This window comes from Bradyrhizobium shewense, from assembly GCF_900094605.1.
GTDB classification, from domain to species: Bacteria; Pseudomonadota; Alphaproteobacteria; order Rhizobiales; family Xanthobacteraceae; genus Bradyrhizobium; species Bradyrhizobium shewense.
Map to the genome: position 1 here is coordinate 429,590 of NZ_FMAI01000001.1, position 17,438 is coordinate 447,027.

Below are 17,438 nucleotides of genomic sequence, written 5' to 3' on the forward strand. Positions count from 1 at the left end.
GCGTTATGGCCACAACGACCAACTTCCTTGGAGATGAGCATGGAAGGCGAGACCTTCCTCTGGCTGATACGGCACGCGCCCGTCGCGGGCGTCACAGGCACCATCCATGCCGCCGACGCGCCGGCCGATCTCGGCGATCGCGTGCAATTGGACGCTGTGCGACGACGTCTGCCGCGGGATGCCGCCGGCTATGCCAGCCCGTCGCGGCGTACGGTCGAGACGGCACGCGCGCTGGGGCTCGAACCGAAGCTGGTCAGTGAATTCCGCGAGCAGGATTTCGGCGACTGGACCGGCCACCGGCACGACGAGCTCGCCGAGAGCGGCGGCGACGCCTATGCGCAGTTCTGGAGCGATCCGGCTGCCGGACGGCCGCCGGGCGGCGAAAGCTTTGCGGATCAGGTCGTGCGCGTGCGGCTCGGTCTGTCGCGGATCGCAGCCGGATCGGCCACGCTCGTCGTGCATTCCGGCACCATCCGCGCCGCGCTCTGCATCGCGCTGGATCTGACGCCGCAGGCCGCCTTGCGCTTCGTGGTCGATCCGCTGTCGCTGACCCGGATCGATCGCCTGGCGAGCGGCTGGCGCGTCGTCTCCGTCAATCAGCCGATCAGTTAGGTCTGTCAGGCACATTGGCCTGCGCGAACGTCGCCATGCCGTTGTGAAGGCTACAGGCGAGCCGTACCAGCGGCAGCGCGATGGCAGCACCCGATCCCTCACCGAGCCTGAGATCGAGGCTGATCAACGGCTGCACGTTCAGCGCGCGCAACACCAGCCGATGGCCCTGCTCCGCCGATTGATGCGACGGCAGCAGGAACGGCTGGCACGACGGATTGAGCCGCACTGCTGCGAGCGCTGCCACCGATACGATGAAGCCATCGATCAATACGGGGATGCGGCGCTGCGCGGCCGCGATGATCGCACCTGAGATCGCCGCGATCTCCAGGCCGCCAACGGCGCATAGGATTTTTTCCGGCGAAGCGCCGCCAACGCCGTGACGCGCGATCGCAGCATCGATCACACGGACCTTGTGCGCACGGCCGGCCGCATCGACGCCGGTGCCGCTCCCCGCGATCTCTTCGGCGCTGATGCCGAGCAGGCTCGCCGCGATCGCCGCCGACGTCGTGGTGTTGCCGATCCCCATCTCGCCGAAGATCAGCAGATCCGGCTTGCCCGCCTCGGCACGTGAAACCGCGCGCTGGCCAGCCTCGAAGGCGAACGCCAGCTCCGCAGGCGTCAGCGCGGCGTCCACGCTGAAATCGCGCGTGCCATGGCGCGGCTTGTCGGTGACGATACCTGCCATCTCGTCCTGCGCCAGCGTTCCGGCGTCGACGACGTCCAGGCTCGAGCCAAGTTCGCGCGCCAGCACCGAGATCGCGGCGCCGCCGGCGGCAAAATTCGCCATCATCGCGATGGTCACTTCTTGCGGATAGGCCGAGACGCCCTGCGCGACGATGCCGTGGTCGCCGGCGAAGATGATGATCGGCACCCTCGCGGCACGCGGCTGTTCGGTCGCCTGCAGGCCCGCAAGCTCGATCGCGAGCTGCTCCAGCCGGCCGAGTGCGCCGGTCGGCTTTGTCAACTGCGTCTGCCGCGCGATTGCCGCCTCGCGATGGACGGCGGAGACGTCGGGGCAGTTTCGGGTGACCCATTCGGGGAGCATACTGCCTCGCTTACGGCCTGCGCTTGAGAATGTAGCTGTCCATGATCCAGCCGTGCCGCTCGCGCGTTTCCTGCCGCGCCGCGACGATGCGCGGGCCAACCTCGGCGAGCACGCCGGACATGACGATCTGGTCGGGCATGCCGAGATAGGCGCCCCACCAGATCTGCAAGCCTTCCGGATCGAGCGACTGGAACGCCGTGCCGCCGTCGAGCATCACCACCACGGTGTCGACACCTTGCGGCCAGCCGCCTTCACGCAAACGCCGCCCGGTCGTGACCAGAAAGGGCTCGCCGATGTCGTTGAGCGGCAGCGCATGGGCCGCGCACAGCGCCTGGATCGAGGTGATGCCGGGCACGACTTCGATCGTCGGCAACGGATTAAGCCGCCGCGCAATCCGCAACGAGGAATCATAGAGCGAGGGATCGCCCCAGATCAGCAGCGCAACCTTGCCCTCACCTTCGAGATGGTTTGCGATCGTCTGCGACCAGGTCGCGGCAACCGCGTCGTGCCAATCGTCTACGCCTTTGCGGTAGTCAGCTTCAGCGACGTCGCGCACGGGAAGGTCGAACTCAGCGATGGCTGTCTTGTCGCTGGTGAGCACATCCGCGCAGATCGTCCGCCTGAGATCGGCGAGATCGGACTTCGCCGTCCCCTTGCGCGGGATCAGGACGAGATCAGCGGTGTTGATCGCTTGAACAGCGCCGCGCGTGAGCTGTTCGGGATCGCCGCAACCGATACCTATCAAAGAGAGCGTGAGCATCGCGAATGCGACGGGCGGCCCTGCGGCCGCCCGCTCGCTTGTCTCTCAGGCCGCGTTGTGCAGGCGCGGGGTGACGAGGCCGGGCGCGGTGACGCCGCGCAGCGACTTCGCCAGCGCCAGCACCGCGAGATCGGCGAGCGGCTCGATCACGATGACGAGCGCATAGGACGCCGCGAACGTCGCGATGTTGGCGAGATTGGTCATGGCAAAACCGGAGCCATAGAGCGCCCAGAACGCCACCCAGGCGATCACGCCGGCCTGGTAGGTCGTCGAGAGCGCCAGCGCTTGCCGATACTTCAAATCAACATAGGCGGTGTTGCGCGAGATGATCCGTGAAGCGATCGCCTGGATCGCGAACAGCGGCACCAGCAGCGTGGTGACGTTCATGCCATATTGCGGGATGTCGGCGGGCTCGAAGAACACGCCCTGGAGCAGCAGACCGAACGCAAGGCCGAAGGCCGCGGGCGCCGCGCCGAACAGCAGGAACAGTGTCGAGCCGAGAATGAAGTGCACCTCGGAGACGCCGACCGGGAAGTGTGGCAGGATCTCGAAGAAGGTGAAGACGAGGACTGTGGTGGCGAGCGTCCGCGCCGCGAACGACGTGATGCCCTGCTCACGCACGGTCTCCACCGCGAGCTTCAGCGCAACGCCGCCTGCGGCGATGCCGGTTGCGTAACTCAACACGAGCTTGGCGCCCGTCACGACCCCGGGTTCGATATGCATGGCTCAATTCCTTCCTGCCGTCACACCCGACGGCCTTGGCCTCAAAACTTGCAGGGCCGGTCTCCTGGCTCGCGGTTCCCCGGGATTTCCGGCCTTCCCGAGCCTTGCGGCCCAGTGGCTGATCGGAGTCCCTCACCGCTTACAGTCGCGGGGGCGGCTGGGGTTTTGGGCGCCGCAACTGGGTCCGCCCACCCCCATTCCCGATTATGCTCCGGCGCTTTGCGCCGCGTCGAGCACCATGCCTCTCTTGTGTGCCCCTTTCGCTGAGCCTGCGTCAAGGGGCGAACGGCGGCCAAGGCCGTCATGACGGATAATCCCCCGCCAGCGCCCCAAACAGGATCACGGCGGCCGTCGAGGCGGCGCCGCCGCGCGCAAGCTGCTCGGCAAGCTCGGCGATGGTGGTGCGGACCAGCCGTTCGTCGGGGCGTCCGAGGGATTCGGCGAACAGCGCGGGGGTATCCGCAGCGAGCCCGTGCGCGATCAACTTTGCGACAAGCGCCGGGAAGGTGCGCCGGCCCATATAGACCACGGTCGTCGCTTCAGGGTCGGCCAGCGCCGACCAGTTCAGGTTGGGCGGCAGCTCGCCGGTGACATCAGCCCCGGTGACGAACTGCACCCGGCGCGAGGTATGCCGCCGGGTCAGGGGAATGCCGGCTTGCGCCGCGGCAACACAGGCCGATGTCACGCCGGGAACGATCTCGTAGCCGATGCCGGCCTCACGCAGCGTCTCCAGCTCCTCCTCGAGCCGGCCGAAAATGCCGGCGTCGCCCGACTTGAGCCGAACCACGCGCGCGCCTGTTGCGGCATAGTCGACCAACAGGCGGTTGACGTGGTGCTGCTTGGTCGAGGGACGCCCTGCCCGTTTCCCCACCGCGACGAGATTGGCGCCGGGCCGGGCGAGATCGAGGATCGCGCCGGAGGCAAGATCGTCATAGAGCACGACGTCGGCTTCGCGCAGCCGCGCGGCGCCCTTGAGCGTGAGAAGCTCGGGGTCGCCGGGTCCGGCGGAGATGAAGGAGACGAATCCGCTCACCGGTCCTCCGCGATCAGATGAAAGAACGTGCCGGTGGCGTGGCCGCGCTGCGAGCCGGTCTCGGCGATGACTGCGCCAGTCGCATCATGCACTACGGCCAGCGGCATGTCCGGCTGGGCAAGAATGGTCGAATAGTGGAATTCGTGGCCGCGCAGGCGCGCGCCGGAGCGATGTCCCGGCATCGGCGCGGCGAGTTCGGCCAGACGATAACCGAGATGCATGCGACGCTTGGCAAAGCTCGTCTCGAGGCCAAGCAGGCCTGTCATCTCGTGGCGGACACCGTCCGCGTCGGTCAGAGCGGTTCCCAGCACCATATAGCCTCCGCATTCGCCGTGCACCGGCCGCGTTTCGGCGAACGCGCGCAGGCCGCTGCGAAAACGCGCATTGGCCGCGATCTTGCCGGCATGGAGCTCGGGGTAGCCGCCGGGCAGCCAGCACACGTCGGCGCTCGCGTCAGGCGCTTCATCGGCAAGCGGCGAGAATGTCGAGATCTCCGCGCCCGCCCCGCGCCAGGCTTCCAGCATATGCGGATAGACGAAGGAGAACGCCGCATCGCGGGCCAGCGCAATGCGCTGCCCCGGCGGTGTCACGTTCAGCCCATTCGCGGCAGGTTGTGGGGTCCAGGAGGCAGCCGATCGCAGCACCGCATCGAGATCGACATGCTCGGCGACGAAGCGCGCGGCCTCGTCGATCAGCTTGCCGATCTCGCCCTGCTCTTCGGCCTGCACCAGGCCGAGATGTCGCTTCGGCAGGCTGATCTCGGCATGACGCGGCAGCGCGCCGAACACGGCAATGCCGGCGTCGTTGAGCGCACGCCGCACGAGATCTTCATGGCGCGGGCTGGCGACGCGGTTGAGCACGACGCCGGCAAGCCGCACGCCGGGGCGATAATCGCGAAGGCCTGCGGCGATCGCCGCCGCGGTCTGCGCCTGGCCGGAGGGATCGATCACCAGAACCACTGGCCAGCCCAGCAACTCCGCAATGTCGGCGGTGGCACCGGTGCCGGAGACACCGCGCGCGGCGACGCCGTCGAACAGGCCCATCGATCCCTCGGCGAGCACGACATCGGCGTCCGCGCCGCGGCTGACGAGATGCGAGATCGCCCCGCGGTCCATCGCCCAGCTATCGACGTTGACGGAAGCGCGCCCCGTGGCGGCGGCGTGGAAGGCGGGATCGATGTAATCGGGACCGCTCTTGAAGCACTGCACGTTCAATCCGCGATTGCGCCAGGCGCGCGCGAGCGCCAGCGTCACCGTGGTCTTGCCGACGCCGGAAGCCGGTGCGGAGATGACGAGCCCTGCCGCCATCACGAGGCCTCCGGAAAGCGTGGCTCGGCACCGACAGGCCGATAGCGGCGATCATAGTCGGCAGCATAGAGGCGGCTCTCGTCGAAATCCGCAGCGCCAAGCGTTCTGCCGACCAGAATGATCGCGGTGCGCTCCATCTCGGTGCCGACGGCAGCATCGAGCGTAGCAAGCGTGGCGCGGACGATGCGCTGGTCCGGCCAGCTCGCGCGCCAGACGATGGCGACCGGGCAATCCGCGCCATAATGCGGCGCGAGCTCGACGACGACCTTGTCGAGCAGATGGATCGACAGATGGATCGCAAGCACCGCACCGGTCGCGGCGAAGGCTGCCAACTTCTCGCCCTCAGGCATCGCGCTGGCACGGCCCGGCGTGCGCGTCAGCACCACCGTCTGAGCAAGCCCCGGCAGCGTGAGCTCGGCTTCCAGCGCTGCCGCAGCGGCGGAGAAGGACGGCACACCAGGCGTCACGGTAAACGGAATGCCAAGCGCGCGCAGGCGGCGGAGCTGCTCGCCCATCGCCGACCAGATCGAGAGATCGCCCGAATGCAGGCGAGCGACGTCCTTGCCCGCCGCATGCGCGGCGGCGATCTCGGCAATGATCTCATCGAGCGACAGCGGCGCGGTATTGACGATGCGCGCGCCGGGCGGGCAATGGGCCAGCACGCCCTCGGGGACCAGCGAGCCGGCATAGAGGCAGACCGCACAGGCCGCGATCAGGTCGCGCCCCCGCAACGTCAGCAGATCGGCCGCGCCCGGTCCTGCGCCAATGAAATGCACCGTCATGCGCCGTCTCCTTCCGCAATCGCCGCGGTCGCGGTGCGATCCTGCGAGACAACGCGTGTCGAGATCAGCCGTGCACGCGGCCCGGCCGCAGCGAGAGCTGCTGCTTCGGCGACCGATCCAGTGCCGAACTTCTCCGCCACAAGATTGGACCGGGTCGGCGTGGCGATACCGGCCAACATGTCGGCCGGAACAGCCTTGATCGGCACGCCGCACTCGCGCGCGAGCTGCTTCAGCGGCTCCGCGTCGGCCTTGTCGCTGACAGTTGCCATCGCCGTGAGGCCTTCGGGATCACCCGCCGCCAGCAGCGCTTCGCGCAGCGAAGCGAGAGTGACATCTCTCCTGAACCCAAACCCGGCCACCTTCATCGGACCGTACTCCACTGCACCACCGGCCGTGCCGCCTCCCAGGACCGGTAACGGCCGAGCGGGCCGGCATAAGCGATGTCGACCCGCATCAGCTCGCCGCCGTGGCGCTGGTGCAGATCGCCGAGCAACGCTTCCGTCTCCAATGTGACCGAATGTGCAACCAGCCGCGTGCCTGGCGCAAGCCGCGACCAGACCGCATCGAACATCGCGATGTCGAGACCGCCGCCGATGAAGACCGCATCCGGTGCTTCGAGTGCCGCGACAGCTTCGGGCGCCCTCCCGGTGACGACGGTGATCCGGTGCGAAAGTCCAAACGCCGCTGCATTGCTGCGGATGTTCGCGACGCGATCCTCGCGCGGCTCGATCGCAGTCGCCGTCCCGCCGCACAGCGCCCACTCGACCGAGATCGACCCCGAACCGGCGCCGATATCCCACAACCGTTCGCCCGGACGCGGCGCCAGCGCCGAGAGCGCGAGCGCACGCACCGGCCGCTTGGTGATCTGGCCGTCGTGGACGAACAGATCGTCAGGACGCCCCGAGGCGTGGGGCATACCATGCGTGCCCTTCGCCTCAACGGCGACGGTGACCAGGTTTCCAGCGGGATCACCGGCGAAACCGTCGGCGCGATATTCTTGGATGCTTTCGCGCGGACCACCGAGTGCGGCGAGCGTCCAGAAGGTCGAGGCACCCCATCCGCGCTCGCTCAACCATTTTGCGAGATCGCTTGCCGCTTTCCCATCGCGCACGAGGCAGATGATGCGCGCTCCTCGCGCCAGATGCGGAACGAGACGTTCGAACGGTGCGGCGTGAAGCCCGAGGCAGACGGCGGATTCGAGCCGCCAGCCCAACCGCGCGGCCGCAAGCGAGAAGGTCGACGGCGCGGAATGCGCGATCCACTCGCCGGCTTGCAGCTTCTCGGCGAGAGCTGCACCAGCGCCATGCCAGAATGGATCACCGGAGGCGAGCACCGCCGTCGGCCTGCCGCGGCTGCTCAGAACGATATCGGCGTCGAACGGCACCGGCCACGGACGGCCGCGGCTGCCGACGCCGGCAAGCGCGAGATGCCGTTCACCACCGAAGACGGTTTCGGCCTCGTTGAGCGCCTTTCGGCTTGCTTCCGACAGCCCGGCAAGGCCATCTTCGCCGATACCGATGATGGTCAGCCAGGGATCAGCCAAGGAATCAGCCATGACGCACGCCCTCATTCTGGGCGGAACTGCCGATGCGAGCCAACTCGCGGCGGCAATCGCGCGCGCAGGCATCGAGGCCATCTATTCCTATGGCGGCCGCACCCGCGCACCGGCGGATCAGCCGCTGCCGACCCGCATCGGTGGCTTCGGCGGCGTGAGCGGGCTCGCCGACACCATCCGCAGCGAAGGCATTACGCATGTGATCGACGCGACGCATCCTTTCGCCGCGGAGATGAGCCGCAATGCGGTCGAGGCGTGCGCGGAAACCGCCACACCGCTGATTGCGCTGGAGCGCGCGCCTTGGACGAAAGCGCCCGCCGACAACTGGATCGAAGTCACGGACGTCAGCGTCGCGGCCGCTGCGCTGCCCGAGGCGCCCGCAAACGTGTTCCTCGCCATCGGCCGCCAGCACATCGCGCCGTTTGCGATGAAGCCGCAGCATGCCTACACGCTGCGTTTCGTCGATCCGCCGGAAGCGCCGCTGCCCTTCCCCGCTGACGTGATCGTGTCGCGTGGACCGTTCACGTTCGACAGCGAGATCGAGATGATGCGCGAACGCGGCATCGGCTGGATCGTCGCCCGCAATTCCGGCGGCGACGGCGCGCGCGCCAAGATCGACGCGGCCCGCAGGCTCGGCCTGCCCGTGATCATGATCTCGCGGCCGAAGCTGCCCGAGCGGCTGCGGGTCGAGAGCGTGGCCGAGATCATGCAGTGGCTCGGTCATCGCACTTGCCTCGGCGCATAGACCCAGCGGCCGACCCGGCGCGTCTGCGAATTGCCGACGATCACCAGCGTGCGCATGTCGGCCATCTCGGGCCGGGCTTCGTTCAGCGTGACAGTTTCGATCCTCTCGTCGGCAGCGCTGATCGCGCGTGCAAAAATCACGAGGCGCTCGCCGCAGCCGGCGTCCTTCAGCAGCGCGAGCGCGCGGCCGAATCCTTCCGGCCGGCTTGCCGAGCGCGGATTGTACATCGCAATCGAAAAATCAGCTTCGGCGGCGAGCCGCAGCCGCTTCTCGATGACTGCCCAGGGCTTGAGATTGTCGGAGAGATTGATGGCGCAGAAATCATGGCCGAGCGGCGCGCCTACGCGCGCGGCAGCTGCCAGCATGGCCGTGATGCCAGGCAGCACGCGAATCGAAATATTCTGCCATTGCGGCGCCTGTTCGAGCGCCTCAAACACGGCAGAGGCCATCGCGAAGACGCCGGGGTCACCCGAGGACACGACAACGACCTTCCCGCCTTCGGACGCAAGCCGCAGGGCTTCGCTCGCGCGCTGCAGCTCCTCGCGATTGTCGGAGGAATGCAGCTTCAGCCCAGCACGCGGCGGTACGCGCGTGACATAGGGCGCATAGCCGAGAATATCAGTTGCGGCCGCCAGCGCAGCCGTGACCTCGGGCGTCACCAGCGCATCGCTGCCCGGCCCCAGGCCCGCGATGGTCAACGTGCCCGTCATTCTGCGGCGTCCAGGTGCCGGCCCTTGCCGTGCACCAGCACGATCGCGAAATAGGGACAGTCCGCGCCGTCAATGTCGGCGAGCCGCACCACGCGCTCGCCCGCCATGGTGCCGCGCTCGACCAGCCAGGCATCGTCGAGCCGGCCGGCTGAGCTGAGCGCGCGGCGCACCTTTGCGAGATTGCGACCGGTCTTCATCACGACGAGCGCATCGGAATCGCGCATGCGCCGCTCGAGCTCGTCTTCGGGAAGCGTCCCCATCAGCACGGTCGTCACGTCGTCGCCGAGCGCGATCGGCTGTCCGACACCGTTCCAGCAGCCGACCATGCCGGGAATGCCCGCAATCACCTCGATCTCGACACGGCCTTGCAGGCGCGTGTGCAGGTGCATGAAGGAGCCGTAGAAATAAGGGTCACCCTCGCAGAGCACAACGACGTCGACCGCGCGCGCCAGCCGCGCTAGGCGCTCCGCCCACTCGTCGTAGAAGCCGGCCAGCAGCTGCACGTACTCGGCGCTATCGAAGGCGATCTCCGTCGTAACGGGATATTCCATGGGATATTCGGTGACGTCGGCCCCCAGCATGCCCTCGACGATCCGCCGCGCCTGGCCCGGCCTGCCCCTCTTGCGGAAATAGGCGACGTGGCTAGCGCCGCGCACGGTGCGATCGGCGCGCACGCTCATCAGATCAGGATCGCCGGGGCCGAGACCGCAGCAGATGATGCGTCCCATCGCTATTCGCTCCGGCTCGCCAGCGCGTTCACCGCGGCAACCGTGATCGCGGAGCCGCCGAGGCGACCCTCGACCGTCAGCGCCGGCACCGGCGGATCAGCCATCAGCGCGGCCTTGGACTCGGCAGCGCCGACGAAACCGACGGGACAGCCGATGATCGCCGCGGGGCGCGGGCAATCGCCGTCCTCCAGCATATTGAGCAGATGAAACAGCGCGGTCGGCGCGTTGCCGATCGCAACGACCGCGCCATCGAGATGCGGCCGCCACAGCTCCAGCGCCGCGGCCGAGCGGGTGTTGTGCATCGATTGGGCGAGCGCGGGAACGGCGGCGTCGCCCAGCGTGCAGATCACAGCATTCGCCGCGGGAAGCCTCGCGCGGGTAATCCCTTCCGAGACCATGCGCGCGTCGCACAGGATCGGCGCGCCTCTCTGCAGGGCGGCGCGCGCAGTGGTCGCCATGCCGGGCGTGAAGCGAATATGCGCCTCCAGGCCGACCATGCCGGCGGCATGGATCATCCGCACGACAACTTGCTCCTCGTCGGGCAAAAAGCGCGCGAGATCGGCCTCGGCGCGGATGGTCGCAAAGGACTGCCGGTAGATCGCCGCGCCATCGGTCTCGTACGTGTGGGGCATCAGTTCCCTCCCACCAGGATGGAGGGATCGCTGACGATGTCGGCGCCGTTCAGGCCGCGCAGCACCGGCTCATCGCGGATCGAGCCATCACGGACGAGATCGAAGCCGGCGCGCGTCGCCACCAGCGTGACCGCGGCCGTGCCGGAATGGGCGCAACCCTTGCCGCAGCCGGAGACGTGGAGCCGCGTATCGGCGGCGATGCGCGGGGCGAGCGCTGCTGCGAGCGCGCGCGTATCGGCATGGGCTTCGCGGCAGCGCGGTGCGCCACTGCAGGCGATGACGCGCAGCGCGGGATCAAAGGGCTCGGTGATCAGGCCCGGCGCGTTCGGCATCTCCCGCTTGCCCTCGCTCAGCACCATTCGCCAGGGCGTCATGCGCAGCGCATGCCCACAACCGGCGAACTGATGCAGCGTCGTATGCAGCATCTGCCCGAATGCGACGCCGACCATCGCACCTTGCGGATAGTGCCCGGGGCGCGAGGCGGCCATCACGGGCGCGGGCTCGGTCTCGCCGCGTAGCGATTGAGGCAATGCCGCGCCGGACGCAATGTGCGCCGCCATGCGCCCTCGCCCGCCCGTCGCGCCGCCGGAGACCAGGAACCAGCTTGCGAGCGCGAGCGCCGTGCTCACGGCCTCTCCACGTGCGACGGAGCGGCCGAGCTTTGCGCCATCGGCCCGCACCAGGAGGTGACCTGTGCGATCGCGCTCGATGCGTATGTCTGCGGAATCGCCGGCGAGCACGCGCGAGGTCCCGTCATCGATGGCGAAGCCGAATTTCGTTGGAAGCGCGAGCGCATTATCCTCGAGCGCTTCTTCGAGCTCGGCGGCGAGCGATTGTGTCGCGTCGCCAGCGCGCCAGAACGGCGTGACGAGGATGTTGCGACGGGCTTCCGTGGCCGGATCCGGATCGAGCAGCGCCAATCGTGCAAGGCCGTCGATTAACGGCCGATGGCCTTCTTCACTGACGCCCCTGATCTGCAGATTGGCGCGGCTCGTCACGTCGATCAGACCATTGCCGTGTTGCCCGGCGAGCTCGGCAAGTCCTGTGATTTGTGGTGCTTCGAGCCGCCCACCGAACGGACGCACGCGCACCACGAGCCCGTCGCCCGAGAGCATCGGGCGCAGCGCACCGGGACACCAGCCCTTGACCGTGGCCGCACTCATGAGGCCTCCCGCAGCGCCGCCGCGATCGAATTACGGCGCGTTTGCCAAAGCGCCGCATCGTGCAGGCGCGCAAAACAGGTTTCCATCGCGGCGAGAGCGGACGGATTTTCACGCGCCATGAAAGCGCGGACGTCGTCATTGCCGAGCGTCGCATCATAGTAGAGATCGAAAAGATGCGGCGGCACGGCGCCGGCGAGATGCGCGAAAGCGGCCATGTGCTCGAGCGTCGCCGTGATCTCGGCAGCGCCGCGAAAACCGTGACGCATCATCCCACCGATCCACGCCGGATTGGCCGCGCGCGCACGGACGACACGTGAGATCTCCTCGGTCAGGGTGCGCGCGTGGGGCTGCTCGGGACGCGTCGTGTCGAGGTGATAGAGCGAGGGTCCTGCCGCGCCGAGATGCGCCGCAGCCGCCGCAACGCCGGCTTCATGTGCGGCATAATCGGCCGCGAGCAGCAGATCAGTTTCCGGCAAGTCCTGGACATGGACGAAGGCATCGGCCGCAGCGAGGCGCTGTTCGATGCCGGCGCGATTCGGCTGCATCTCACCGTCGGCCGAGAACGCCCAGGACGATGCCGACAACCAGGCTTCACCGGCGGCTTCGCGTGTCTCCGGCGTGAAGGCATCGGGGATCGCCGACAGACCAACGCCGTATTGTCCGGGACGCGGCGCGAATACGCGGGAGGCGCGGTGGCGGTAAGGGTTCTCGTCGCCCTCGTCCTCGCGCGCCGCAAGCGCTTCGGAGGCGGCCTCGAACAATTGCGCAAGGCCTGAGAAGACGTCGCGGAACAGGCCGGACACGCGCAGCGTGACGTCGATGCGGGGACGGCCGAGCTCGGCCGGCGCGATGATGTCGTAGCCGGTGACGCGGCCGGAGGCGTGATCCCAGCGCGGCGCAAGGCCGGCCAGATGCAGCGCCATCGCGAACTCCTCGCCCGCGGTGCGCATCGTCGCCGAACCCCAGAGATCGACGACGAGCCCCTTCGGCCAGTCGCCGTGATCCTGCAGATGACGGCGCAGTAGCTCTTCGGCGAGCTTGATGCCCTGGGCATGTGCCGACGGCGTCGGCACCGCGCGCGGATCGACGGCAAAGAGATTGCGTCCGGTCGGCAGCACGTCTTGGCGCCCGCGATAGGGCGAGCCCGACGGTCCCGGCGCGACGCGCTTGCCTGCAACTGCCGAACGCAACGCGTCGCGCTCCGCTTCGGCGCAGGCACCGCGGCCGAACACGTGGAGGCCGTCGCCGAACTGGCTTTCCTTGAGATCGCAGACGAAGCGATCAATGCGCGGAATGGCTTCGGCCGGTGCGGCCGAGGCATCCAAACCGAGATCGTCTTCGAGGCCCGCCACGCGCGCCTCGTCGCGGATCGCAGCGATCAATCGCTGACGGCGCGCGGGATCGAGACCATCAGCAGTCGAATATTCGTCGAGAAGTCGTTCGAGCCGGCGCAGGGCCGCCGGCACCGAGGATGTTTCCAGCGGCGGTGGCAGATGGCCGATGGTGACGGCGCCAACGCGCCGTTTCGCCTGCGCGGCCTCGCCGGGATCGTTGACGATGAAGGGATAGATGATTGGGAGATGGCCGATCAGGGCTTCCGGCCAGCACGCGGACGACAGCGCCACGGACTTCCCGGGCAGCCATTCCAGCGTGCCATGCGCGCCCATGTGCACGACGGCATCGATGCCCTGCTCTCGGAGCCAGAGATAGAACGCGACATAACCGTGGCGCGGCGTGCGGGCGAGATCGTGATAATCGGTATCGCGCGTGGTCGCATCGCCGCGTTCCGGCTGAACCGCGATGATCGACTTGCCGCAAGCGACGGCTGCGAATTGAAACGCGCCGTCCCGGCAGCTCGGATCATCCTCCGGCGCGCCCCAGGCTTGCGCGAGATCATCCTGCAAGACTTGCGGCAGGCGCGAAAGCGCCGCGCGATAATCGGCGATGCTCCAGGTGAGTTTCTGCTTGAGCAGCGCCTCGCCGAGCGCATGGACCGGAACAACATCGAAGCCGGCCTCAGCGAGATCGGACAGCAACGCCTCGACCGAGGCCAGCGCATCGAGCCCGACCGCATGCGCGATCTGGTGCGGCCTGCCCGGATAGTTCGAGAGCACGAGCGCCAGCCGCTTCTCACCGGCCGGCGTCTCAGCGAGGCGCCGCCAGGCCGCGACGCGCGCAGCGACGGCCGTCACGCGCTCCTCATCGGCGCGATGCGCCAGATGCGCGAATTGCAGATCGGGATCGCGCTCGGCTGCCGACTTGAAGCTCACCACGCCCGCGAACAGACGGCCATCGACCTCGGGCAGCACCACATGCATCGCGAGATCGCCGGGCGACAGGCCGCGCAGCGACTCCGTCCAGTCCTCGCGCCGGGCCATTGAGAGCGCAACCTGGAACACCGGGCACGATGCGGCATCGAACGGCGTCGTGCCGTCATCGCCCAGGGCTGAGAACGCCGTCGCGTTGATGATCGCCGCCGGAGGATTTTGCGCGAGCTGCGCCCGCAACCAATCCGCGACGCCCGCAGCCTTCAGCGAGGTCACGAACACGCCGCAGGCATCAAAGCCGCGCTCGCGCAGCGCTGCGATCAGAGCATCGACCGGGCCCGTATCCGCGGCGGTGAGATAGGAACGGTAGAACGCCACCAACACACGCGGCCTGCCCTCGCCGTGCACCGGTGGAGCAATGACGCCGCGCGCGGGATCGTAGAACCCCATCTCGGGCACGGTCGTCTCGCCGATGACTGGCCCGGCATAGAGTCCCGAGGCTAGCGCGAGCTGTGCAATCGCGGCCTGCGCCGCGACCGGACCGCCGGCGTCGCAGAGCACCTTGAGCCGGCGCAGCGTCGAGACAGGCAAGGTCGAGTATGCATCGAGCCGCGTGTCGTCACGGCCATCGGCCGGCAGCACGGCGACCACAATGCCACGGTCCTTCGCGAGCTGCTGGAGCGCCGCAAGTCCATAGGACCAATAGGACTCACCGCCGATCAACCGCACCAGAATGCCACGCGCCTGCGACAGCGTGCGCTCGATATAGGTGTCGACCGAAAGCGGGTGACGCAATTCCGCGAGATTGGCGAGCCGCAGCGACGGCAGGCTGTCGCGACCACGCCGCCAGCCGGCCGCGAACGCCGCGAGATCGGAATCCGAATACGAGAGCACCACGAGATCGGCCGGGTCCTGGCCGATATCCCTTGGCGTCGCGGTCTCCTCCAGACCGCGGCTCTCGCGGAAGACGACGTGCATCAGATACCTAGTCCTGCCTTGATGGCGGCCTCGTCGATATCGCCGTGCTCGCCGATCACGACGAGCTTCGACCGCCTGTGACCTGCGCCCCAGGGCTTGTCGAACTGATGGCGCACGCGCTGGCCGACCGCCTGCAGCAAGAGGCGCATCGGCTTGCCCGCAACCGCGATATAGCCTTTTGCGCGCAGCACGTTCTGCTCGCGCGCCAGCTTCTGGACGGATGCGACCAGCGCATCGACGTCGGCGACTTCAGGAAGGTCGATCACGACGGAGGCGAAATCATCGTGCTCGTGCTCTTCCTCGCCGTCATGATGCGAGGGACGCGCGGCGAGATCGTTCTCGGCGGCGGCGCCGAGCCCGAGGATGACGCGCGCATCGATCGCACCGTCGGTCACGGGGAGCATCGGTACACGGCGCGGCATCTCGGCGGTGATGGCAGCCTTGGCCGCTTCAAGTCCCGCCGCCCCAGCGAGGTCGGCCTTGGTCAGCAGCACGATGTCGGCGCAGGCGATCTGATCCTCGAACACTTCCGACAGAGGCGTCTCATGGTCCAAATTCTCGTCTGCCGCGCGCTGCGCTTCGACGGCAATCGGATCCGGCGCAAAGCGGCCAGCGGCGACAGCCTCGGCATCCGCGAGCGCGATCACGCCGTCGACGGTGATGCGCGAGCGGATCTCCGGCCAGTCGAATGCCTTCAGCAGCGGCTTCGGCAGCGCCAGGCCCGAGGTCTCGATCAGGATGTGATCGGGCCGCACGGGCCGCGCCAGCAGTTTTTCCATGGTCGGAATAAAATCGTCAGCAACGGTACAGCAGATGCAGCCGTTGGCGAGCTCGACGATGTTCTCCTCCGGGCAATTGGCATCGGCGCAGGATTTCAAGATCTCGCCGTCGACGCCCTCACTACCGAACTCGTTGACGAGCACCGCGAGCTTCTTGCCGCCGGCATTGCTGAGTAGATGCTGGATCAGCGTCGTCTTGCCGGAGCCGAGAAATCCGGTGACCACCGTCACGGGGACTTTTGCGAGCGAGTTCATTCAGCGGCCTCCGGCACGACGGCAATAGGGGGAATGCGGGCAAGCGACTGCTTGCGGAATATTTCCGGCCGGCTGCGCCAGGGGACGAGACCATCCGGCGCCGCCGCATAGGCCGCCGCACCGGCAACCACGTCCTGCGCATTCGCATGCGAAAGGCGGCCATAGACATACGACCAGCGGCCGGGCGCGCTGAGCGCGACCGAGCAGCCCTGATTGCAGGCCGACAGGCATTCGACGGGAACCACATTGACGCCTTCGGGCACGCCGGCGTCGAGGATCGCACCATGCAGGCGCTTGCCGGGGGTCGCCTCGCCCTCGCCGGGCGTCTCGCCGGCACGGCAGGTGATGCAGACGTGAAGTGTGACGGTCATCGCCTCTTCCAGATAACAGCGGGAGGCGATGAGGCACACGGACCGCTCTTTTAGAGGCCCGTTTTCCCCGTCGCGGAACACCCCGTCCGCCGGTCCAAAACTCGTCCGCGCTGGCAGGTCTCCCGGCTTGCGGAGCAGGGTTTCCCCTTCGATCCCCGCCTTCCCGATTCCCGCGGGAATCAGTGGCTTCGGACATCTCTCCGGTCACGGTCGCGGGGGCGGCTGCATTTTGGACCCAAATCTTGCCGATTCGGACCCTATCGCATTCCCTCTTCGCCTGTCATAGGACAGGAACCAACGCCGGGCCACCATTTGCCGGCGGCCGCCACTTGTCAAGCCGAAGGACCGGGACCGATGACGCCTGAACCGGATACAAAAACGGCCGGGGAAACCGACGCTCGCCACGCCACGAAAATGGCGAAGAAGAAGGCCGCCCGCGACAAGATCATGGCGACCAAGAGCGGCGAAAAGGGCCTCATCATCGTCCACACCGGCGCCGGCAAGGGCAAGTCCTCCTCGGCCTTCGGCATGATCGTCCGCTGCGTCGCCCATGGCTTCCCCTGTGCGGTAGTGCAGTTCATCAAGGGCGCCTGGGATACCGGCGAGCGACGACTGCTGACCGGCCATTTCGGCGACCTCTGCCAGTTCCACGCCATGGGCGAAGGTTTTACCTGGGAGACGCAGGACCGCGCCCGCGACATCGCCGCCGCGCGCGCCGGCTGGGAGAAGGCCAAGGAGCTGATTCTCGATGAGAGCCTGCGCATGGTCGTGCTCGACGAGATCAACATCGCGCTGCGCTACGACTATCTCGACATCGCCGAGGTCGTCGAGTTTCTGACCACCTCGAAGCCACCGATGACGCATGTCGTGCTCACCGGCCGCAACGCCAAGGACGAGTTGATCGAGATCGCCGATCTCGTCACCGAGATGACGCTGGTGAAACATCCCTTCCGCTCCGGCATCAAGGCACAGGCCGGCGTCGAGTTCTGAGTT

Annotated in this window: 18 protein-coding genes and 2 riboswitches; of the genes, 3 read left to right on the forward strand and 15 right to left on the reverse strand. The window is 67.7% G+C overall.

Annotated elements, in window-relative coordinates; translation table 11 throughout:
• Positions 1–39 precede the first annotated feature (39 nt).
• Positions 40–612 carry a histidine phosphatase family protein gene (locus GA0061098_RS01850; RefSeq protein WP_165637097.1) on the forward strand — a complete coding sequence of 191 codons (573 nt, stop codon included), beginning with the start codon at positions 40–42 and terminating at the stop codon, positions 610–612.
• Here the strand turns inward: GA0061098_RS01850 and cobT are convergent.
• The 8 genes from cobT to cbiE form a co-directional block, all read right to left on the reverse strand.
• On the reverse strand, positions 605–1,657 hold the full coding sequence (cobT, locus tag GA0061098_RS01855; RefSeq protein ID WP_091952780.1) for a nicotinate-nucleotide--dimethylbenzimidazole phosphoribosyltransferase: 1,053 nt from the start codon (positions 1,655–1,657) through the stop codon (positions 605–607). The genes GA0061098_RS01850 and cobT overlap by 8 nt on opposite strands.
• Before the next feature lie 10 nt (positions 1,658–1,667).
• Entirely contained in the window at positions 1,668–2,417 is a 750-nt protein-coding gene (cobF, locus tag GA0061098_RS01860; RefSeq protein ID WP_091952782.1) for a precorrin-6A synthase (deacetylating), read from the reverse strand.
• A 45-nt stretch (positions 2,418–2,462) separates the two neighbouring features.
• Entirely contained in the window at positions 2,463–3,140 is a 678-nt protein-coding gene (locus tag GA0061098_RS01865) for an energy-coupling factor ABC transporter permease (RefSeq protein ID WP_091952785.1), read from the reverse strand.
• 37 nt (positions 3,141–3,177) lie between these two features.
• Positions 3,178–3,396, reverse strand: a riboswitch (cobalamin riboswitch).
• Between the two features lie 45 nt (positions 3,397–3,441).
• Entirely contained in the window at positions 3,442–4,173 is a 732-nt protein-coding gene (cobA, locus tag GA0061098_RS01870; protein ID WP_091952787.1) for a uroporphyrinogen-III C-methyltransferase, read from the reverse strand.
• A complete protein-coding gene (locus GA0061098_RS01875) occupies positions 4,170–5,480 on the reverse strand; it encodes a cobyrinic acid a,c-diamide synthase CobB (protein ID WP_091952789.1) in 1,311 nt (436 codons plus the stop codon). Before GA0061098_RS01875 ends, cobA begins: the two co-directional genes overlap by 4 nt.
• The gene (gene cobM, locus GA0061098_RS01880) at positions 5,480–6,262 is read right to left on the reverse strand and encodes a precorrin-4 C(11)-methyltransferase (RefSeq protein WP_091952791.1); all 783 of its coding nucleotides are present in this window, start codon (positions 6,260–6,262) and stop codon (positions 5,480–5,482) included. Before cobM ends, GA0061098_RS01875 begins: the two co-directional genes overlap by 1 nt.
• On the reverse strand, positions 6,259–6,627 hold the full coding sequence (locus tag GA0061098_RS01885; RefSeq protein ID WP_091952793.1) for a cobalamin biosynthesis protein: 369 nt from the start codon (positions 6,625–6,627) through the stop codon (positions 6,259–6,261). Before GA0061098_RS01885 ends, cobM begins: the two co-directional genes overlap by 4 nt.
• Positions 6,624–7,805 carry a precorrin-6y C5,15-methyltransferase (decarboxylating) subunit CbiE gene (gene cbiE / locus GA0061098_RS01890; protein WP_091953891.1) on the reverse strand — a complete coding sequence of 394 codons (1,182 nt, stop codon included), beginning with the start codon at positions 7,803–7,805 and terminating at the stop codon, positions 6,624–6,626. The genes GA0061098_RS01885 and cbiE overlap by 4 nt, the downstream gene beginning before the upstream one ends.
• Positions 7,806–7,815: 10 nt before the next feature.
• Here cbiE and GA0061098_RS01895 point away from each other — a divergent pair, with 10 nt between their 5' ends.
• Complete coding sequence (locus GA0061098_RS01895; protein WP_091952795.1) at positions 7,816–8,562, forward strand: cobalt-precorrin-6A reductase; 747 nt, start codon at positions 7,816–7,818, stop codon at positions 8,560–8,562.
• On the opposite strand, the gene cobJ is transcribed toward GA0061098_RS01895, so the two are convergent.
• The 7 genes from cobJ to GA0061098_RS01930 are packed head-to-tail and all read right to left on the reverse strand — an operon-like array spanning position 8,538 to position 16,445.
• Positions 8,538–9,272, reverse strand: coding sequence for a precorrin-3B C(17)-methyltransferase (cobJ, locus tag GA0061098_RS01900; RefSeq protein ID WP_091952797.1), 735 nt, complete (start codon positions 9,270–9,272; stop codon positions 8,538–8,540). The genes GA0061098_RS01895 and cobJ overlap by 25 nt on opposite strands.
• Positions 9,269–10,000, reverse strand: a complete 732-nt coding sequence (locus GA0061098_RS01905) for a precorrin-2 C(20)-methyltransferase (protein WP_091952799.1) — start codon at positions 9,998–10,000, stop codon at positions 9,269–9,271. The genes cobJ and GA0061098_RS01905 overlap by 4 nt, the downstream gene beginning before the upstream one ends.
• Positions 10,001–10,002: 2 nt before the next feature.
• Positions 10,003–10,632, reverse strand: coding sequence for a precorrin-8X methylmutase (locus GA0061098_RS01910; RefSeq protein ID WP_091952801.1), 630 nt, complete (start codon positions 10,630–10,632; stop codon positions 10,003–10,005).
• Positions 10,632–11,795, reverse strand: coding sequence for a precorrin-3B synthase (gene cobG / locus GA0061098_RS01915; RefSeq protein WP_091952805.1), 1,164 nt, complete (start codon positions 11,793–11,795; stop codon positions 10,632–10,634). Before cobG ends, GA0061098_RS01910 begins: the two co-directional genes overlap by 1 nt.
• Entirely contained in the window at positions 11,792–15,040 is a 3,249-nt protein-coding gene (cobN, locus tag GA0061098_RS01920) for a cobaltochelatase subunit CobN (protein ID WP_091952807.1), read from the reverse strand. The genes cobG and cobN overlap by 4 nt, the downstream gene beginning before the upstream one ends.
• Positions 15,040–16,074 (reverse strand): cobalamin biosynthesis protein CobW, encoded by a 1,035-nt coding sequence (gene cobW, locus GA0061098_RS01925; RefSeq protein WP_091952810.1) that lies wholly within the window; start codon positions 16,072–16,074, stop codon positions 15,040–15,042. The genes cobN and cobW overlap by 1 nt, the downstream gene beginning before the upstream one ends.
• Positions 16,071–16,445, reverse strand: a complete 375-nt coding sequence (locus GA0061098_RS01930) for a DUF1636 family protein (RefSeq protein WP_091952813.1) — start codon at positions 16,443–16,445, stop codon at positions 16,071–16,073. The genes cobW and GA0061098_RS01930 overlap by 4 nt, the downstream gene beginning before the upstream one ends.
• 95 nt (positions 16,446–16,540) lie before the next feature.
• Positions 16,541–16,759: riboswitch (cobalamin riboswitch) on the reverse strand.
• Positions 16,760–16,799: 40 nt separating this feature from the next.
• On the opposite strand from GA0061098_RS01930, the gene cobO reads away from it, so the two are divergent.
• Positions 16,800–17,435, forward strand: a complete 636-nt coding sequence (cobO, locus tag GA0061098_RS01935) for a cob(I)yrinic acid a,c-diamide adenosyltransferase (RefSeq protein ID WP_091952815.1) — start codon at positions 16,800–16,802, stop codon at positions 17,433–17,435.
• The last annotated feature ends 3 nt before the right edge of the window (positions 17,436–17,438 follow it).

Bases quoted from the DNA above. Each gene is read 5' to 3' on its own strand.
- cobG (WP_091952805.1), bottom strand. From the start codon at position 11,795: ATGAGTGCGGCCACGGTCAAGGGCTGGTGTCCCGGTGCGCTGCGCCCG.
- cobJ (WP_091952797.1), bottom strand. From the start codon at position 9,272: ATGACGGGCACGTTGACCATCGCGGGCCTGGGGCCGGGCAGCGATGCG.
- GA0061098_RS01875 (WP_091952789.1), bottom strand. From the start codon at position 5,480: ATGGCGGCAGGGCTCGTCATCTCCGCACCGGCTTCCGGCGTCGGCAAG.
- cobF (WP_091952782.1), bottom strand. From the start codon at position 2,417: ATGCTCACGCTCTCTTTGATAGGTATCGGTTGCGGCGATCCCGAACAG.
- GA0061098_RS01930 (WP_091952813.1), bottom strand. From the start codon at position 16,445: ATGACCGTCACACTTCACGTCTGCATCACCTGCCGTGCCGGCGAGACG.
- GA0061098_RS01895 (WP_091952795.1), top strand. From the start codon at position 7,816: ATGACGCACGCCCTCATTCTGGGCGGAACTGCCGATGCGAGCCAACTC.
- cobO (WP_091952815.1), top strand. From the start codon at position 16,800: ATGACGCCTGAACCGGATACAAAAACGGCCGGGGAAACCGACGCTCGC.
- cobN (WP_091952807.1), bottom strand. From the start codon at position 15,040: ATGCACGTCGTCTTCCGCGAGAGCCGCGGTCTGGAGGAGACCGCGACG.
- cobM (WP_091952791.1), bottom strand. From the start codon at position 6,262: ATGACGGTGCATTTCATTGGCGCAGGACCGGGCGCGGCCGATCTGCTG.
- GA0061098_RS01865 (WP_091952785.1), bottom strand. From the start codon at position 3,140: ATGCATATCGAACCCGGGGTCGTGACGGGCGCCAAGCTCGTGTTGAGT.
- cobW (WP_091952810.1), bottom strand. From the start codon at position 16,074: ATGAACTCGCTCGCAAAAGTCCCCGTGACGGTGGTCACCGGATTTCTC.
- GA0061098_RS01885 (WP_091952793.1), bottom strand. From the start codon at position 6,627: ATGAAGGTGGCCGGGTTTGGGTTCAGGAGAGATGTCACTCTCGCTTCG.
- GA0061098_RS01850 (WP_165637097.1), top strand. From the start codon at position 40: ATGGAAGGCGAGACCTTCCTCTGGCTGATACGGCACGCGCCCGTCGCG.
- GA0061098_RS01905 (WP_091952799.1), bottom strand. From the start codon at position 10,000: ATGGGACGCATCATCTGCTGCGGTCTCGGCCCCGGCGATCCTGATCTG.
- GA0061098_RS01910 (WP_091952801.1), bottom strand. From the start codon at position 10,632: ATGCCCCACACGTACGAGACCGATGGCGCGGCGATCTACCGGCAGTCC.
- cobT (WP_091952780.1), bottom strand. From the start codon at position 1,657: ATGCTCCCCGAATGGGTCACCCGAAACTGCCCCGACGTCTCCGCCGTC.